Source organism: Alteromonas sp. ALT199, from assembly GCF_018619335.1.
Classification (GTDB): Bacteria; Pseudomonadota; Gammaproteobacteria; order Enterobacterales; family Alteromonadaceae; genus Alteromonas.
In genome coordinates this window covers 1-16,790 of sequence record NZ_JAHHDX010000001.1, presented here as the reverse complement: position 1 = coordinate 16,790, position 16,790 = coordinate 1, and the positions used below count along the sequence as shown (strand labels likewise).

Sequence of the window (16,790 nt, the reverse complement as noted above, 5' to 3'; positions counted from 1 at the left end):
AATAAGTCTTTGTGATGACTGAACCAACTGGTAAGTTAGTCCTATGCGTTATGCGTTTCAATTAATGGTCGATTAAGGGAATAAATTTTTGAGCAAGGTAGTCATTGTTACAGGGGCAAGCCGCGGTATAGGTGCTGCAACTGCAAACCTGTTGGGAAATAGCGGCTATAAAGTGTGTGTTAATTATCTATCTGATAAAAAAGCTGCGGACAGTGTGTGCGCGTCGATAGCCGAAAGTGGTGGCGTTGCATTTGCCCATAAAGCCGATGTCTCTGATGAAGCGCAAGTGCTGAAAATGTTTGAGTGCGTGAACTGTCAATGGGGTGAAGTAACACATCTCGTCAACAATGTGGGTATTTTATTCACCAAGACAGAGCTTATTAACGTTAGCGCTGAGCGTTTCACAAAAGTACTCAATACCAATGTGCTTAGTGCATTTTTGTGCTCAAAAGCATTCGTCAAACAAAATGGTAAAGGCGGCGCAATAGTTAACGTTTCATCCATAGCCTCTCGCACAGGTGCGCCCTTTGAGTACGTAGATTATGCCACATCGAAAGGAGCAATGGATTCATTAACAAAAGGGCTTTCACTAGAATTGGCCGCAAAGAATATTCGTGTAAACAGCGTTAGACCGGGCTTTATTAAAACCGATATTCACGCTAATGGAGGTGAACCTGGCAGAGTAGAGCGGTTGCGCTCGCAAATTCCTATGCAGAGGGGAGGCACGGCTGACGAAGTAGCGCAGGCAATTGCTTGGCTTTTATCATCGCAGTCTTCTTATGTTACAGGGTCGTTTGTTGATTTAGCAGGTGGAAAGTAACGCGCATGGTAACACTAAGAAATTTTGAAATAAGCGATGTAGACAGACTGGTAGAAATTCTGAATCAACCGTCGGTTACGCAGTTTCTGTCGACAAAAATTCCTTACCCTTACACAAAAGAAGATGCCATATGGTGGGTGCAAGAGGGCAGTAATGAAGGCTTCATAAGAGCCGTTGAGTATGAAGGCGAGTTAGTAGGGTGTATTGGTGTTAACCCAGGTAACTTTGAATATGAAAGGTCTGGAGAAGTCGGGTATTGGCTTTGTTCATCGCATTGGCGAAGAGGCATTATGCGCGACGCGCTGCGCCAAATCATTGATTTTACTTTTGCTCATTCAGATATAGAACGCATTTTTGCCTGTGTATTTTCATCCAATAACGGGTCGCAAAAGTTATTGCTAAGCGCAGGCTTTGAGCAGGAAGCCATATTAAGGCGCGCCATTTATAAAAATGGGTGTTCTTTCGATAGCCATATCTTTTCCATTTTGCGATAGGTTAAGAAGTACTGGCCCTAAATTTTAGCCCTTTGACCGAAAAAACGTTCTAAAAGTGCATCTGAAAAAAAGGAATGTTAGTGAAAAAGCCGTTTATATCAATTCTGCTAATTTTTTTGGTAGTTGTTTGCGCGGGGCTAGTAGTTCCAGAAAAACTAGCAATTCCAGTAGAGGGGGCATCACCGAGGGATTGGAATCACAATACATTTTGGTATGAGCCATGGGGCAGTTCTGGTGTACACAAGGGAGTAGACATCTTCGGGGCGAAAGGTACACCCGTTCAATCCGCCACTTCAGGTTATGTTATTTACACAGGTGAGTTTGGAAAAGGCGGAAATGTTGTCGCGGTTCTCGGTCCTAAGTGGCGCGTCCATTATTACGCTCATTTACAAAAAGTTACTGTAGAGAAAGGTGCTTGGTTATCACAAAAAGACAAATTGGGAACTCTTGGCGACACCGGCAATGCCAAAGGTAAGCAGCCGCACGTTCACTATTCGATAGTCTCTCTCATTCCTTTGCCTTGGAAAGTAACGTCTGAAACGCAGGGGTGGAAAAAAATGTTTTTTCTGAATCCTCACGAAAAGTTGATATAAGCGCAAACTTAAAGATGAACGCTTTTTCAGCTAAATATATACTTCATGTTGATGTTATTGCTGGAACTAGCGTTGGCTTATTGCTACTGAATTTTCAACATTTAGTGAGCGAATTTTATCAACTTTCTGCGCCAGTTCTTCGACTTACTTTTTGTTTGTTGTTAAGCCTTTTATAGCCCCCGTACCGGCAAGGTTCATTAACCGACGAAACCTTGGGCATTCTAAGTGGCTTGGTGCTGTGCAGGCTGCCGCATGTTTCAGACCATCACGCATGGCTGTGAGCTTTTTTATTGTTCCGTCTAGTTCATTGGCTTTTCTCAGTAGTAGTTCTCGATCAATTTCGGGCTTTGCCTCGTTCCCCAAAATGCCCGCAATCTCATCTAAAGAAAAACCTGCAGCGCGACCTAATGCTATTAACTCAAGACGCTCTAGTACATTCGGGCCAAATACGCGACGTATACCTTGTCTGCCAATAGAACTGATAAGACCTTTCTCTTCATAAAACCGCAGCGTGGATGCTGAAACTCCGGACTTTTTGGCAACTTGAGATATTTCCATACAGTTTTCCAAAGGTTCGCTTGACTTAAAGTTAACTTGAAGTTGTAGGCTAGCATCTCTAACTAATTGAAACTAGCTGTTGAGTGTGAATATGCAGAATATTGTTTTTATCGTGCTAATTGGTATTGGAGCTACGCTAGTGATGGATTTATGGGCGCTGCTAAGGCAACAATTGTTTGGTATTGCTCCAACAAATTGGGGCATGGTGGGGCGTTGGATAGGGCATATGAGAAACGGGCGGTTCTCGCATACTTCTATTGCAAACGCCGATATTGTTCACAGTGAGAAAGCCATTGGGTGGACGGCGCATTATGTAATCGGTATTGGCTATGCGGTGTTACTTTTTCTTATATTTGGAGAAGCCTGGTTGCTTGAACCGTCGTTAGGGCCTGCTTTAGCACTAGGTATAGCTACAGTAGTTGCACCATTTTTCTTATTGCAGCCTGGTATGGGCGCAGGAATTGCTGCGTCGAAAGCGCCTAATCCTCATGCTGTTCGCCTACACAGCGTTTTAAACCATGCCGTATTTGGCTTTGGGTTGTACCTTTCGGCTTTGATAGTTAAGTTTGCTCTATAGAAATGCTTATAGTTGTTTGTTGATTAATTGTGTAATGATCGGCCTATAATGCGTGTTGAAATAGAACATACACAAAAGAAGACAGGATGAAAATTTCACTGGAAGAAATAAGCAAAGCTAACTATGAGCAGGTTTGTGACTTGGACGTGGCGGAAAATCAGCAAGCGTTTGTCGCGTGCAATATGTGGTCGTTGGTTGAGTCTTTTTACAACCAGAACCATACCTGCAAAGCCATTTATTGCAACAACAAGCCCGTAGGGTTCTTAATGTGGGTTCAGGAAACGCCAACTAAGGTGTCCATTTGGCGCTTTATGGTTGATGAGAGCCATCAAAATAATGGAATTGGCAGAGTTGCTTTATCTCAAGCTATCACGCTCATAAAGCAAACTTCTGAGCTTAAATCGATTGAAATATGCTATAACCCCGAGAACCCTGTAGCCAAAGCCTTCTACTCAAGCTTTGGTTTCAAAGAGGTGGGATTAGATGAAGATGGAGAAGACATGCTTGCTGTTATTGCCATTTAGCCTCACTAATACTTTAAGCAGCGAAATGCGAGGGATCATAAGATATGGACGTTATAGACATTAAAACTTTTATTCCAAGCAAAGACTACGACATTTCTAAAGCATTTTATTCTGAGATTGGATTTAATGCAGAATACGTAAATGAAGACTTAACACTGTTTGAAAATGGTGATTGCCTCTTCTTTCTTCAGCGCTTCTATAATCCTGAACTGGCGAATAACTTCATGCTTCAGGTTTGTGTGGCAGATATAAAGGACGCATTTGATTTGTGCTCACGCTCGCTGCACAAAACGAAAATTTCACCTGTTGAGCAACAACATTGGGGCAAAGTCTTCTATCTATGGGGCCCATCGGGCGAGCTTCTTCACATTACCGAATTAGGTAGCTAGCCTTTCAAATATCGGCAGCTTTCTGTCCTAAGGCGGCAATTCGCCTCCGCTTTTTATGAATGGCCTAACGATAAATATCAAATACTCTCGGCTCAGAAATGAAGATACATCTTCACAAAGTAGCCGTTTGACCTCACACACTTAAAGGTAGTGTTTTCAATGCTATCTGCAGCCTCTCTTTGGTGTGAATTTTGCAATGCCTATCCAAAGGCACTGAAAATGTCGGTTTGCGTAGTAGCTGATCACTGTTTTTTGATGAGTTTTTGCTTCTTTCCGATAGAAATTTGACGTTTTTCACTGGACACGTGTAATGAAAAGTATGACAAAACCTGTCTCCTACGCTTTGCTGACAGAAAATGGTCGCTTTATCGCGAAAGCCTTGGCATATACCGTTTTCTGCCTAGGGCTACTTTCAGGGTGTTCGTCTTCTGATGAACCTAAAAGTCAATTCGCGCAAACTGATACCAGTAGTCTATCGGCATTGGGTAATGTGGAATATCACACTTACATGTTGGCGAACGAGCTGTTTGCTGATGTGGGCCCTGCACGCCAGTCTCGCTACGCGGTAGTCGGCTTCGTACCTGCTGATACCATGAAATACAGCGCGAACCATCAACATCCTTTAATGTTGTTGGGCCATCAGCTTGAACAGGGAATGATTACCGAGGCCACGAAAAGAGGCTTTTCTACTCAAGAATTCAAGCTTTCGAACGATATAATTGTTAGTGACGAAAGCGACAGAGTGTTAACGCGCAATATCGACCAGCTTTCCAATATTGAGCGCGTCGATTTCTATATCACCGGCACCTTGGTGTATCAAGAGTCTGGTGCGGTGGTTAACGCTCGAATTATCAATGCTAGAAATAAAAATATTGTCGCTGCGGCAACACGCTTTTTCCCCGCCGAACTGTTTTGGCGAAAAGAACAAGTAACAACCAGAAACGGCAAGTTATACAGAACTGAAGGTACGAGGTAACCCCATGAAAAGACGAAATCAATACGCGGCGCTTTCGCTTTGTGCTTCACTGCTTAGCGTTAGTGGGTGCTCTATGATGATGGGGGAAGAAGAGGTGGCCGAACAAGCGCCACAACGCCCGGCCATGAATGTTATCGATATTACTGCCGCTGACCGTGCTCCTTCTAAGCCAGTCGAAAACGACAGTGATACCCAGTCTAAAGGCATGGATGCGTACGGGGCTATTGGCCAACCACCGCTATATTCAAGCGTACAGGGTGCGTACAAAGGTCGACCTCTAACAAAGCATATTGGCGACTATGTGAAGAACATGGCGCAAGACTTAATTGCCAATATGGAATACGTGAATAACAAAACACCTATTGGTGTAACTCATTTCGCTCTGTTAGATACGGATTTGCAGAAAACAGATTTGCTTGGTCGTCAGATGGCGGAATCCTTTGTTCACGAGCTACATAAATTCCGCGTGCCGGTTATTGACTTTAAAGCGACTGAGTATATTCGCATTACCGACGATGGCGATTTTGTATTAAGCCGAGACTATTTGGAATTGAGCAGCAGCCTTCCTATTGAATACGTGTTAACCGGAACAATGACCAAGCACCAAGGTGGCGTGTTAGTTAACGCCCGTATTTTAGGCATGGAGTCGCGTGCAGTGGTGGCAACAGCGCAAATGTTAGTGCCCTTCTACGTGGTAGATGCACTTATTCCAAGTGACGGCAGCCAGCAAAACGGCATGCGCGATGGCGTTAAGCTAAGTCGCGGCTAGGAGTTTCAGTATGGTGTTTGTAAAGAAGCTTGTTGCAAATAGCTGGGTAGCCGTTGGCGTAATGCTGAGTGTTTGTATGACAGGGTGCACCAGCACAGAGTCTATTGGCTCGTTTTGGTTAGGTGAAGACGGTGAAATTACGCATCACGCCGAGCCAGTACCTGTACCAAGCCGTTCAGGGTTAGAGTACACGCCAGATTCTCGCGATAGACAATATCAACAGCACGTGGAGGTAGAGCCCGGCTACAAAGATCCGCTACACCATGGCTATTCACCTTCACAAACGCACAAACGTTTAAACGATTACGCTTCGCAGCTTGCAATGGAATTAATGGACAATGCCACCCGTCTTACACAGCAAGATATGGTGGGTGTGGCAAGTTTTGTTAGGCTTAATCAGTCGTTGAGCGACAGCACAGTACTAGGTAATCAGCTTTCAGAATATCTAATTGCCGAGCTGCAAGACTTTGGGTTAGCGGTTGTCGACTTTAAGCTTGCAGGTGGCATTACCGTAACGCCAGTTGGCGATTTCGTACTTACTCGAGATGGTACTGCACTAGCTAAACAGGTTGAAATGGACCACGTGGTAACAGGTACTATCATTGAAGATGACAGAGGCGTTCGGGTAAACGCCCGTATTGTGTCGTTGGAAAATAAACAAGTTGTGGCAAGTGCCAACGTCTACATTCCTGCGTTTATCGTTATGGATTTAAATAAAATGGCTAGCGTAAACTAGCCATTTACTTACATTGTGCTCTGTTTTTAAAAGCAAACTCTTTTCATTTTCCATTCAATACCGCTAAAAATACGAGCTTACTTACCTAGCTAATAAAAGCATGATAGCAAGGCTGCTTCGCTATTAACTTTGACTTCTAATCGCTTCACGAGTCATAAATCGGCTGGTGTTCACGGCGTTTAGCAAGTCATTGCTTAAAGGCAGCGGCTCCTTACACAAACTGCTCACCAAAACCTCTGCCATTAAAGGCGCCGTGGTTAGCCCTCGTGACCCTAAGCAAGTAAGAGTGGAAACTAGGCTGTTTGGTAAGACTGGCGCGCTAGTCAACGGCTTGCCCACACCAAGCATATCGTAGTGTTTTTTCAGCGCATTAAAATCATGCAGTGCACCGACAACAGGCTGGTGGTCGGGTGAACCTAAACGCGTTGCCGCTCTTGCTTGGCCGTCGTGTTGTAATGCCTGAACTATGCTGGTGTTTGCCAGCGCCTGTTCGTGTGTGGCTAGGTTTGTTTCGGTTTCTTCGCTTCGCACATCGGTACTTAGGTCGTTTTTAACGTAGGTTGAACCAAGTGCGTGTCTGTCGTCGAGCGCAGGTGTCATATAGCCTTTGTGACACAATACCGTTTTAAGTTGTTCAATCGGCGATTGGGTCGGAATAGCTTCAACCTGACCGCGAACAGGGCGAAGAGACAGGCTGTCAAAATCGCTAGCTTTCACGGCACCTGCGCCAAGGGCAAGAATAAGGTGATCGGCAATAACGTTTTCTTGTGGTAAGTCGCTATCGAAAGTGTTGCTATCAAGATCACTCTTAGCACATTTGTCAGGCTCACCAGGGTTAAAACAAATTTGCACTTTCTGTGTTGCTGACCCGTTAACGCTGTCACCTTTAGCTATATCCACATCATCCGCATCAAGAGCACTGGTTGAAACGCCACTATCTTCATTGTGTGGCGCTCCCTCGATCACTTTATGGGATACATAGGTATGATTGGATTTCAGCTCGAGTTTGCCACTTTGAAGTGCCTCTTCAATCATGGCAGTAACTAGTTGCGGAGGAGAAATCCATCCGCCCAGGCCAATGTATAAGCCAGAGTAGGGAAGAGTTAGGTGAGCAATATCGCTCACTTCTTTGCTGTCCACGGGTTTAATCAAAGCTTCAGGCCATACGTCGGCTGCTGCCAGTTTATTTTGGCGTTCTGCTACCTTGTCGTTAAAGCTTAATTGAATAACGCCGCAGAAATCATGGGCAACGCTGGTGAGACCATTGGCTTTTGCATGTGCAATAGTGTGGTCGTAGGCTTGTCTAGCATATAAAAAACTGTGCGCCTGAATACGGCTAGCAATACTTGCTTCGCTATGAAGTTGTGGGTAAAAGCCGCCTTGCGGGTTGCCAGACGCACCGCTTGCAAGGGTTTCGCCATCAAAATACAAAGTAGTGCTAACACCGCGTTTTACTAAAGCCAGGCACGCCGTAGCTGCAGCAAGGCCGGAGCCTACTACTGCAACTTTACTTGTTTTATCCAAACTGCCGTTAGCGTATCTGTAATAGGGGCCAGTAGGCAGGCGAAGTTTATGCTGCACGTTTTCATTGTTTTGGTTAAAAACGCCGGTGAGCATGTCACGCTTACGGCCAAATCCTTTGCGCTTTTTAATATCAAACCCTACATTAGCAAGCCCACGCTTTACTATGCCTGCGGCAGTAAAGGTACCAAAGGTTGTGCCAGTTTTCGACAAGCGAGCCATTTGGCTAAATAGCGCATCGGTCCACATATCAGGGTTTTTGCTTGGTGCAAAACCATCTAAAAACCAGGCATCGATGAGGCCATTTACAGGAGAATGCCATTGAGGTAGAAGTTCGTGAACATCACCAATCCACAGGTCGAGCGTTGTAGAGTGGCTATCGAAATGTAAGCGATGACAACCTTCAAGTCCCATAGGGTAAAGCGAAGCGAGTGCTTGCGCTTCTGCTTTAAGTGCAGGAAAAGCTTCTAGCGCACGCTGCATATCATCTTGAGGCAGAGGAAACTTTTCCGTGGTAATAAAGTAAAGGTGCTTAAGCGGATGATTCGGGTTCGCTGCTCTAAATTCGTTAAAGGCACGCATGGCGACCAAAAAGTTCAGCCCAGTTCCAAAACCTGTTTCGGCGATGACAAAAGTAGGGTTGGGCCACTGTTGCCAGCGCTCAGCAAGGTCGTTGCCTGCAACAAAAACGTGTTGGGTTTCATCAATTCCGCTGTCGTTAGAAAAATAAACGTCGTCAAAATGGTCGGCGACAGGCGTACCGCTCTCATTAAAATGAACCTGTGCATGCTTAGATTTCACTGTTTATTTTTCTCCGTTTACATTGTTTTGGTGTTGGCACTCTAAATTGGGGGCTGTTTTTACTCGTTCATCAGCTTGCCCATCCGACGATTGAATTGAAACGTTAGAGCTAGTTTGTTGTGTTGGTGAACAAGACGCCTCTGCGTGTGCTGAAAAATGCTTGATGACTTTACTAGTAACGCGCTGCGCGCCAAGCATACCGCCAATGGTGACCCAAGAACCGTTAACGTTAATTAATCCGCGATGATCCATGGTAGACGCTTCAGCTTCTGTTTTCGATATACCCCAAGTTTCTTTTGCAATATCAAAGGCCCAAATGGCGTCATTCGCAGTTGATGGCTCGCCGTTATAACCAATCCCATTGTAGTTGTACGGATTAGTCGAACCGCCCACAAAATAGATTTTATTGGTGGCCTCATCGCCCGCTGCTGCCATGCGATAGCGGGCAGTACCCGTTGGATGTTGAAGCGTACGCCAATCAATCTTAAAAGGGTTTTCCTTGTCAATTTCACCTTTAAAGCAGGCGGTTTCTGCAGCAAAGCTGCGGCGTTTATCACTGTGAGGCGTTACTGATACGCCGTCACAAATAACCATGACATTGTTGACGATGCCGCCAGCTTGACCGAATACTGGGTTACCTAAGAATGGGCTCGCCTGCTGCCATTGATCGATTTGCGTATCGTAAACTTGTACCAGGTTTACATTGCCATCGTTGTGCCAGCCTGAAACTAAGTAAACGTAGCGGTCTTGGTAAACCAGTGCAGAAGCATCATCAACAGGCGCGGGCATAGGCGCCAATAGCGTATATTCCCCAGTTATAGGCGAGTATTTATAAACATCTGGCGTACTAATTTCATTATGATGCTCATCCACCGTATAGCCGCCAAAAATGTAAACGCTGTTTTTTACGCCCACTGCTACTGATGCCAAACGGCCTTTTAGCGCAAGACTGGATGGAACTGGGGAAAGAGCTTGCCACTGCAAAGGTTTTTCGTTGTTGTTGATAACAAGCTGCCAAGCACGGTTGTGCACATCGTTATGGGTTTTACCTTTGCCCAGCCCCATAAAACTAAATACATATTGTGTGTCGTTTATGGTGACAGAAGCTACGGCATTGTTTGAAACAGGCTCTGGCAGCGCGGGGAGAACGATAGGCCCAGCTGTTGCTGAGACAGTCGCTGCAGAAGCAATGACAAAGGCAGCCACCACGAAAGAAAGTCGAGGTATCGCACTTTGGAAAATGTTTAGAGCAATGGTTCTTAGCTTTTTTAATAACACAGCAATCTTCAGTTTTATCTAAATTTCGTACGTTTTGCCGTGTATTCTACCTGTCACCTTTTTGTTTTTCCGCAAAAGTTTGTATCTGCTTAAAACTCATCTTTTCTTATTGCTTCTGCAAATAACAATCTATCAGTAAAAACAATACGTTTATTTAATTGTCGTTGTAAATAATTTGTTAAATTTAGCTGTAAGTCTATTGAAAATTGTTCAGGGAGAAGATATGGCGGGCGTGTTTCACCAATGTGGTCAAAGCATTTGCAAACGCACAAGAGACGAAATGGATGATCGTGCACGTATCATCGCGCAAGCACTTGCCGAGCAAGATGTAAAAGAAAACGATGTGGTAGCTATTTTTATGCGAAACCACGTCGATATATTCGAAATAGTAGAGGCATGCAGATATGTGGGTTTGCGCTATGTTTTACTTAATTGGCACAGCCCCATTGTCGAACTTTTGCCTATTCTGGACGACTGCGGTGCTAAAGTGCTGCTCGCTCATCGCGATTTGTTAAAGGGGGAGAATGACCTCCAATCATTGTCACTCGTTCCCACCTTGTCAGTGATATACACGATTAAAACGCCGGACAGCATTTTAGAGCGCTATCACCTTATAGATAATTCACTGTTAGCATCAGAGCCGAAAAATGGGGAACAGTATCAGTGCCTTGATACGCTATTAGCTGCCCCAAACGCAAAGCGCCACAATAAACCGCCAAAACGCTTCAAGGGCATGTTTCCGTATACGTCGGGCAGTACAGGAAAACCTAAAGGTATTAAGCGCGATGAAGACTTAACGCGTCCTGATCCTTATTTAATATTCAAAGGTCTCTCTGAAGCGTTAATGCAATTGTCGGAAGGCGATCGCTTTTTCGTATCTGCACCGCTTTATCACAGTGCACCTCATGCGCTTACGCTGTGCTGTTTAGCAGCGGGTAATATTGATGTATACATTGAACCTCAATTCGACCCCGAACGCTTTTTACAAGACATAGAGCGGTTTAAACTTACTCACGCCTATATTGTTCCCACCATGATGGTGAGGCTACTCAAACTTCCTGAATCGGTAAAAAGCAAATACGACATTTCAAGCCTACGGTTTGCGCTATCGACAGGCTCTGCACTGCCAAGTGATGTTAAAGAAGCAATGATAAAATGGTTTGGTCCAATTTTTTATGAATCATACGGGGCGAGTGAATTGGGATTTATGACCCTAATTTCGTCTCAAGAGGCATTAGCTAAGCCTAACTCTGTGGGTAAACCCATTCCCGGTGCCGCAATTAAAATACTGAGCGACAATAAAGAGGCGTGTGAAGTAGGGGATGTTGGCGTTATCTATGCACACCTTTCCATGTTTGCGCCGTTCAAATATACCAATACTAATGGCGCGCCCAGTGACTTACATGTTGGTGAATTCACCACTTTGGGCGACATGGGCTATGTAGACGAAGATGGTTACCTTTATATTTGTGATAGGAAAAAAGACATGATCATTTCCGGTGGTGCCAATATTTTTCCCGCGGAAATAGAGAGCGTTATTATTAAAATGCCTGATGTAATCGACTGTGCAGTATTTGGTATACCAGATGAAGAGTTTGGTGAAAAAGTAGTGGTTGCTGTTCAGTGTTCAACTGACAACACGCTTTCCCTTGATAGATTGCACGGATACTTAGAGGGGAAAATAGCACGGTTTAAGTGGCCTAAAGTTGTGCAAATACACGACACTTTACCCAGAGAAGATACGGGCAAAATATTCAAAAACAAACTTAGAGCACAATTCGCTCAGTAATCGAAACGGCTAAAGCAAGTTTGAAGGTTTTGTGAAGGTATAAATAAAGGCTGGTCATAACCCTGTATATTCGTGCTACATTGGAATTATTAAACAAACGAAGACGGTAAAAACGATACGAGTGGTTAGAGAGAAGGTCACTTGCTTGAAACAAAACGTTCAACGCCTGTAAGACCTAGTCCCAATTGATTTCAAGATGATAAGGTTTTTACGTAAACCAACTATTTGCACATTAAAGGCTCAGGGGTCTCAGCATAGCAATTGGAGTTGAGCGGCTGATGTTTACCTTTTTAAGCATAGCATTTGGCAGAGCAGACCACTTTACCATTCAAAATCGTTACCATAAGCCGCAACAACGCAAAGGGTAAACTATGAGAAGAGCAGTTATCACCGGTCTTGGTATTGTATCGAGCATCGGCGTAAATAAAGAAGACGTACTTGCTTCACTTAAGGCAGGTAAGTCTGGAATTACATTTTCAGAACAGTTCGCCGAAATGGGCCTTCGCAGCCAAGTTTGGGGCGACATAGATATCAATTTAAAAGAGCACATCGACCGTAAAGCAATGCGTTTTATGGGCGATGCAGCAGGCTATGCATACGTGGCTATGCAACAAGCCATTGCAGACTCTGGACTAGAAGAAAGCGACATTTCAAACGAGCGTACAGGTATTATCGCAGGCTCAGGTGGCGCGTCTTCTGAAAACCAAGTACTTTCTGCAGATATTCTTCGCGAAAAAGGCGTTAAACGTGTAGGTCCATACATGGTACCTCGCTGTATGGCGTCTACGGTTTCGGCTTGCTTAGCCACACCGTTTAAAATTCGCGGCGTGAACTATTCAATTGCCTCTGCGTGTGCAACTAGCGCCCACTGTATAGGTAATGCACTAGAGCTTATTCAACTTGGTAAGCAAGACGTAGTATTCGCCGGTGGCGGTGAAGAGCTACATTGGTCACTATCAAGTCAGTTCGACGCGATGGGCGCACTAAGCTCAAAATATAACGATAATCCAGCTGTGGCATCACGTACTTATGACGCAGCACGCGACGGCTTTGTAAGTTCTGGCGGTGGCGGTATGGTTGTTGTTGAAGAACTTGAACACGCACTTGCACGCGGCGCAAAAATCTACGGCGAAGTTGTAGGTTACGGTGCTACATCAGACGGTTTCGACATGGTTGCACCGTCGGGTGAAGGCGCAATTCGTTGCATGAAGATGGCAATGCAAAATATCGATGCACCAATCGATTACTTGAACACCCACGGCACATCAACGCCTGTAGGCGATGTGAAAGAGCTTGCGGCTATTCAAGAGGTGTTTGGCCAAGCTGGCGTGCCTATTAGTGCTACAAAGTCTCTGACAGGTCACGCACTAGGTGCAGCGGGTGTAAACGAAGCTATCTATAGCTTGTTGATGATGGAAAATAACTTTATCGCGCCATCAATTAACATCGACACGCTGGACGATGCAGCACAAGGCTTAGATATTGTTACTGAAGCACGTGAAGCAACACTGAACACAGTGATGTCAAATAGCTTTGGCTTCGGCGGCACTAACGCAACGCTGGTTATGCAGCGTTACAACGGTTAAATAAAACCGCTTGAATTAGTAAACTTTTTAGCTTTATTTAAGAAGTTTCAAAAAACAAAAAGGGCGTAAACCTGAACACCATGAGTGTTTGTGTTTACGCCCTTTTTTATTGTAGTTAGCTATAGTTTCCTAAAATAAAGATTGCGAACACGACCGTTAGATATCCTAAAGCCATTCACCTCACCGTGAACATCGCGCTCGAATAGGATATCGCCAACTTGTGAGCTAAAAAAGTCATCTTTGACTGGCGCAATATAATGGTCGCTTAGACGGTGATGAGAAATTTTCAGCTGTTTATTTTCTGGTGAAAAGTGATAAGTGGAAGAAAGTTCAGGGCTGAAGTAACTGCCGGCGAATTGCGATAACCAGGTTTTGGTTATTTTGACTGGTGTATAGCCAACCGACACATATGTATCGACATTGTCTACCCGCACTGTCATTAAGCTTTTCTCGTCATCTTTAGTAAAGTTAACATAAATCTCTCCCTCTACATTCAGCATTCTGAAGGTGTTTTCGCTGATAGGAGCTAACACGCTTACGTCGTCTTGGCCTCTTGAATACATTAGTTTACCGTTTTCTAAATAAATCTCTCGTGAGTACGCTTCTAGTTCATACCAATAGTGACCCACATAGGCATTAAGAATGTCTTCATCTAACTCAAGAGAATTAGACATTTGTTTAGGTGAGATTGACTCAAGAAATGCGTCAGCAATCGCGTTCTGAGGGGGAGGGGTGTCTTTCTTCAAAAGCCTGTCAGCAATTTGCAGAGCCAATTCCCATGGCCTTGCATCTGCGCCATTATTCAATATTGCTATTGCTAAATTCTGTTTAGGGAATCGAGCCAAATACGAACGAAATCCTGCGTCTCCGCCGCTATGCTGAATATATTTGGTACCTTTGTAATGGCTAATAAATTGCCCATATGCGCCACCAAATGTTTCTCCATTGTTTAATGACGCAAGGGTATTCATTTGCTTGACTATAGCAGGGCTACCCACAGCCGGTTCGGTGAAATTAGCTGACCATTTCAGCAGATCTTCTGCGGTCGTAAACAAACTAGTTGCACCTACATTTGAAAAGTTCAACACACTTTTTTTATAGCCATTGCCATTGCGCTCGTATGAGTAGGCCCTATTGCTAACGATCTTTTGATGGTCGTCATAAAACAAGCTGTTACTCATATTCAATGGCGTGAACAGCCTTTCTTGTGTGAATTGAGCAAAAGATTTACCGCTAACACGTGCAACAACCTCTGCTAATAGTGTGAACCCGGTATTTGAGTACAGAAACTCTTCTCCCGGTTTGAAGTTTAGCTCTTTTTGTCGCGCTACTATTTTTAGTACGTGTTCGGTAGTGATTACATCATCTAATCGCCAACCAGCCATACGCAACAAATTCCATTGATCTCGCATGCCGCTTGTATGTGAGGCTAAGTGTCGTAAAGTTATGGTGTAACCAAAGTCCGGCACTTCTGGAATGTATTGTCGTATGTCATCATCGAAATTTAACTTACCTTCTTCAGCAAGTAGAAGAATGGCGAATACGGTAAACTGCTTAGATACAGATGCAACGTGAAACATAGTTTCTGGCGTAACAGGTATATCGTATTCAAGGTTTGCACTGCCATAACCTTTTGAAAATATAATCTCTCCATCCTGCAGAACTGCAACTGAGGCCCCTGGCTTATTTATATCATCGAATTGGGTAAATAGTCGGTCAAACTCGAGAGTTTGTTTTGAAGGGCTATTAAGAGGCTTTTCAGGTTTTGAAGATGGTTGGCAGGCGCATAAACCAATCAAGAGTAGAAAACTAATGACTAGACAGGCTGCAAGATTAGGCATTATAACGATTCCTTGTTATCACTAATTTTCAATTTTTCCGACGAAGAGCAAACATCAATACGCTGTAGAAAAACGCAAAAGCTATTCACAGGTAAAGGTTAGAGTAAAGTTGTTTTAATTTGTAGGCAAACATATTTTCTATTAACTACTTACTGACGAAAATGCTTTTGCACTTGTTCTTATCACTTTGACTCGGCTGCTATTTCCTATCATATTGCTAAATATACTAAATTTATGACGGATTAATTTAGTAGCAGTTGGACTAAACAAGCAGTTTTCCCTTTTTTTAGAGGTCGATTAGTTTAATACTTGAGCCTTATTTATTTGTTAGAACCTTCTTTCTTCGAAAGGACTTTAAATGGATTTTGTTCTTTTTTTAATTACAGCATTGGCACTAATAATTAGCCTTATAAGAGAAATTAGGAAACGAGGACCCGACAGCATAGGCGTTGTCGTCTGGAAATATTTTAGCTATTACACAACACTTTCGAACCTTCTTGTCCTAGTTTGGTTCTCTGCTTTGACTTTCTGGCCTGAGCATTTAGTTACTCAGTTTGCCAAAAATCCCAATGTAGCTACTGCAATTACTTTTTATATAGTTACAGTTGGTATTGCTAACTACCTTATCTATGGGTGGCTTAAACTCTCATTGTTTGAACGTATTTCAGATTTATTAGTCCATGCAGTTACACCCGTAATCACACTTTCCTACTGGTTTTTCTTTGTTGAAAAAACACAGCTTCAATACTCTAACTTAGGCTATTGGCTCATTTTCCCGCTGACTTATGCCGCTTACACAATGTCTCATGGGAAATGGACAAGATTTTATCCATACGAATTTACGAATGTTCAAGCGCTAGGCCTTAATAGAGTTTTATTAAACGGACTAGTATTATCTATTAGCCTTCTTGTTGGCGGCGCTTTATTTATATTTATAGGGAAAACTCTTGGCAAGTTCTAATAGTGCACTTTAGCCGCTTACTATGAGTGCTGGAATTTAATACATGGGCTATGTCACATCGTTTCTAATTTTAGCCCACGCGTTATCGACCATTTGTGTGGTGTGTGAAGGTTTGCTGTTTGTCTTAAAAGGCCTGTGGGGCCGATGTGTACGTATTCCGGCCGCTCAGGTGTGTAATATCGAACGACAGAAATGAGCGATTAGCAGTCGGTCATGCAGTCCCGACTGCACGGCGACTAGAGACAAAGAGCGGAAGTTGAGAATCTTCCACTTCCAAGTTCTGGTAAGAGCGATCTACTGACGCTCGTACCTACCTTCTGGCTCTAGCCTGATTCCCTTAGAGCAGACTTTCATCAATATTAAGTAGAGTTGTAGCTTTAGGCCGGTTGCCAACCTAATTGTTTAGCAGGTGGCCGTCAGGTCTATGAACAGAAAGCTGACACAGCCGTTCTATCGTTTTTGCCTCATTGCTGGCGGTGAACTTTCATCTCTTTATGTTAACTTTGAGCATTTAAAACGTTTTCAAATGTTTTATTTTAAGAGTTGACAAGACTGACCATACGAATAAGACTTTAAT

16 protein-coding genes are annotated in these 16,790 nt (G+C 43.8%); 12 read left to right on the top strand and 4 right to left on the bottom strand.

The window, feature by feature from the left end:
- Window positions 1–88 precede the first annotated feature (88 nt).
- The 3 genes from KL866_RS00080 to KL866_RS00070 all read left to right on the top strand — a co-directional run bounded on the left by KL866_RS00080 (window position 89) and on the right by KL866_RS00070 (window position 1,907).
- A complete protein-coding gene (locus KL866_RS00080) occupies window positions 89–820 on the top strand; it encodes an SDR family oxidoreductase (RefSeq protein WP_025255680.1) in 732 nt (243 codons plus the stop codon).
- Between the two features lie 5 nt (window positions 821–825).
- Window positions 826–1,314 carry a GNAT family N-acetyltransferase gene (locus KL866_RS00075; protein ID WP_025255679.1) on the top strand — a complete coding sequence of 163 codons (489 nt, stop codon included), beginning with the start codon at window positions 826–828 and terminating at the stop codon, window positions 1,312–1,314.
- Between the two features lie 74 nt (window positions 1,315–1,388).
- A complete protein-coding gene (locus KL866_RS00070) occupies window positions 1,389–1,907 on the top strand; it encodes a M23 family metallopeptidase (RefSeq protein WP_214992174.1) in 519 nt (172 codons plus the stop codon).
- Between the two features lie 144 nt (window positions 1,908–2,051).
- Here KL866_RS00070 and KL866_RS00065 read toward each other — a convergent pair whose 3' ends face one another.
- Window positions 2,052–2,465: a helix-turn-helix domain-containing protein gene (locus tag KL866_RS00065; RefSeq protein ID WP_214992171.1), complete on the bottom strand. Its 414-nt coding sequence runs from the start codon at window positions 2,463–2,465 to the stop codon at window positions 2,052–2,054.
- A 91-nt stretch (window positions 2,466–2,556) separates the two neighbouring features.
- Here KL866_RS00065 and KL866_RS00060 point away from each other — a divergent pair, with 91 nt between their 5' ends.
- From KL866_RS00060 to KL866_RS00035, 6 genes are all read left to right on the top strand, one after another.
- Window positions 2,557–3,042 carry a DUF2938 domain-containing protein gene (locus tag KL866_RS00060; RefSeq protein ID WP_025255676.1) on the top strand — a complete coding sequence of 162 codons (486 nt, stop codon included), beginning with the start codon at window positions 2,557–2,559 and terminating at the stop codon, window positions 3,040–3,042.
- An 86-nt stretch (window positions 3,043–3,128) separates the two neighbouring features.
- Window positions 3,129–3,566, top strand: a complete 438-nt coding sequence (locus KL866_RS00055) for a GNAT family N-acetyltransferase (protein WP_025255675.1) — start codon at window positions 3,129–3,131, stop codon at window positions 3,564–3,566.
- A 44-nt stretch (window positions 3,567–3,610) separates the two neighbouring features.
- Complete coding sequence (locus tag KL866_RS00050) at window positions 3,611–3,955, top strand: lactoylglutathione lyase (RefSeq protein WP_025255674.1); 345 nt, start codon at window positions 3,611–3,613, stop codon at window positions 3,953–3,955.
- Window positions 3,956–4,265: 310 nt separating this feature from the next.
- Complete coding sequence (locus KL866_RS00045) at window positions 4,266–4,931, top strand: FlgO family outer membrane protein (RefSeq protein WP_214992168.1); 666 nt, start codon at window positions 4,266–4,268, stop codon at window positions 4,929–4,931.
- Between the two features lie 4 nt (window positions 4,932–4,935).
- A complete protein-coding gene (locus KL866_RS00040) occupies window positions 4,936–5,700 on the top strand; it encodes a FlgO family outer membrane protein (RefSeq protein WP_025255672.1) in 765 nt (254 codons plus the stop codon).
- Window positions 5,701–5,710: 10 nt separating this feature from the next.
- Complete coding sequence (locus tag KL866_RS00035; protein WP_025255671.1) at window positions 5,711–6,436, top strand: FlgO family outer membrane protein; 726 nt, start codon at window positions 5,711–5,713, stop codon at window positions 6,434–6,436.
- A 123-nt stretch (window positions 6,437–6,559) separates the two neighbouring features.
- Here the strand turns inward: KL866_RS00035 and mnmC are convergent, their stop codons facing one another.
- Both mnmC and KL866_RS00025 read right to left on the bottom strand, forming a co-directional pair.
- Window positions 6,560–8,758 carry an FAD-dependent 5-carboxymethylaminomethyl-2-thiouridine(34) oxidoreductase MnmC gene (gene mnmC / locus KL866_RS00030; RefSeq protein ID WP_214992165.1) on the bottom strand — a complete coding sequence of 733 codons (2,199 nt, stop codon included), beginning with the start codon at window positions 8,756–8,758 and terminating at the stop codon, window positions 6,560–6,562.
- 3 nt (window positions 8,759–8,761) lie between these two features.
- Entirely contained in the window at window positions 8,762–10,036 is a 1,275-nt protein-coding gene (locus KL866_RS00025; protein ID WP_214992151.1) for a kelch repeat-containing protein, read from the bottom strand.
- A 223-nt stretch (window positions 10,037–10,259) separates the two neighbouring features.
- Between KL866_RS00025 and KL866_RS00020 the strand changes: the two genes are divergently transcribed.
- Both KL866_RS00020 and fabB read left to right on the top strand, forming a co-directional pair.
- A complete protein-coding gene (locus KL866_RS00020; protein WP_214992148.1) occupies window positions 10,260–11,825 on the top strand; it encodes an AMP-binding protein in 1,566 nt (521 codons plus the stop codon).
- A gap of 371 nt (window positions 11,826–12,196) precedes the next feature.
- Complete coding sequence (fabB, locus tag KL866_RS00015; protein WP_025255667.1) at window positions 12,197–13,411, top strand: beta-ketoacyl-ACP synthase I; 1,215 nt, start codon at window positions 12,197–12,199, stop codon at window positions 13,409–13,411.
- 119 nt (window positions 13,412–13,530) lie between these two features.
- On the opposite strand, the gene KL866_RS00010 is transcribed toward fabB, so the two are convergent.
- A complete protein-coding gene (locus tag KL866_RS00010; RefSeq protein WP_214992133.1) occupies window positions 13,531–15,252 on the bottom strand; it encodes a serine hydrolase in 1,722 nt (573 codons plus the stop codon).
- A gap of 358 nt (window positions 15,253–15,610) precedes the next feature.
- Here KL866_RS00010 and KL866_RS00005 point away from each other — a divergent pair, with 358 nt between their 5' ends.
- Window positions 15,611–16,213, top strand: a complete 603-nt coding sequence (locus KL866_RS00005) for a Pr6Pr family membrane protein (RefSeq protein WP_214992130.1) — start codon at window positions 15,611–15,613, stop codon at window positions 16,211–16,213.
- Window positions 16,214–16,790: the final 577 nt, after the last annotated feature.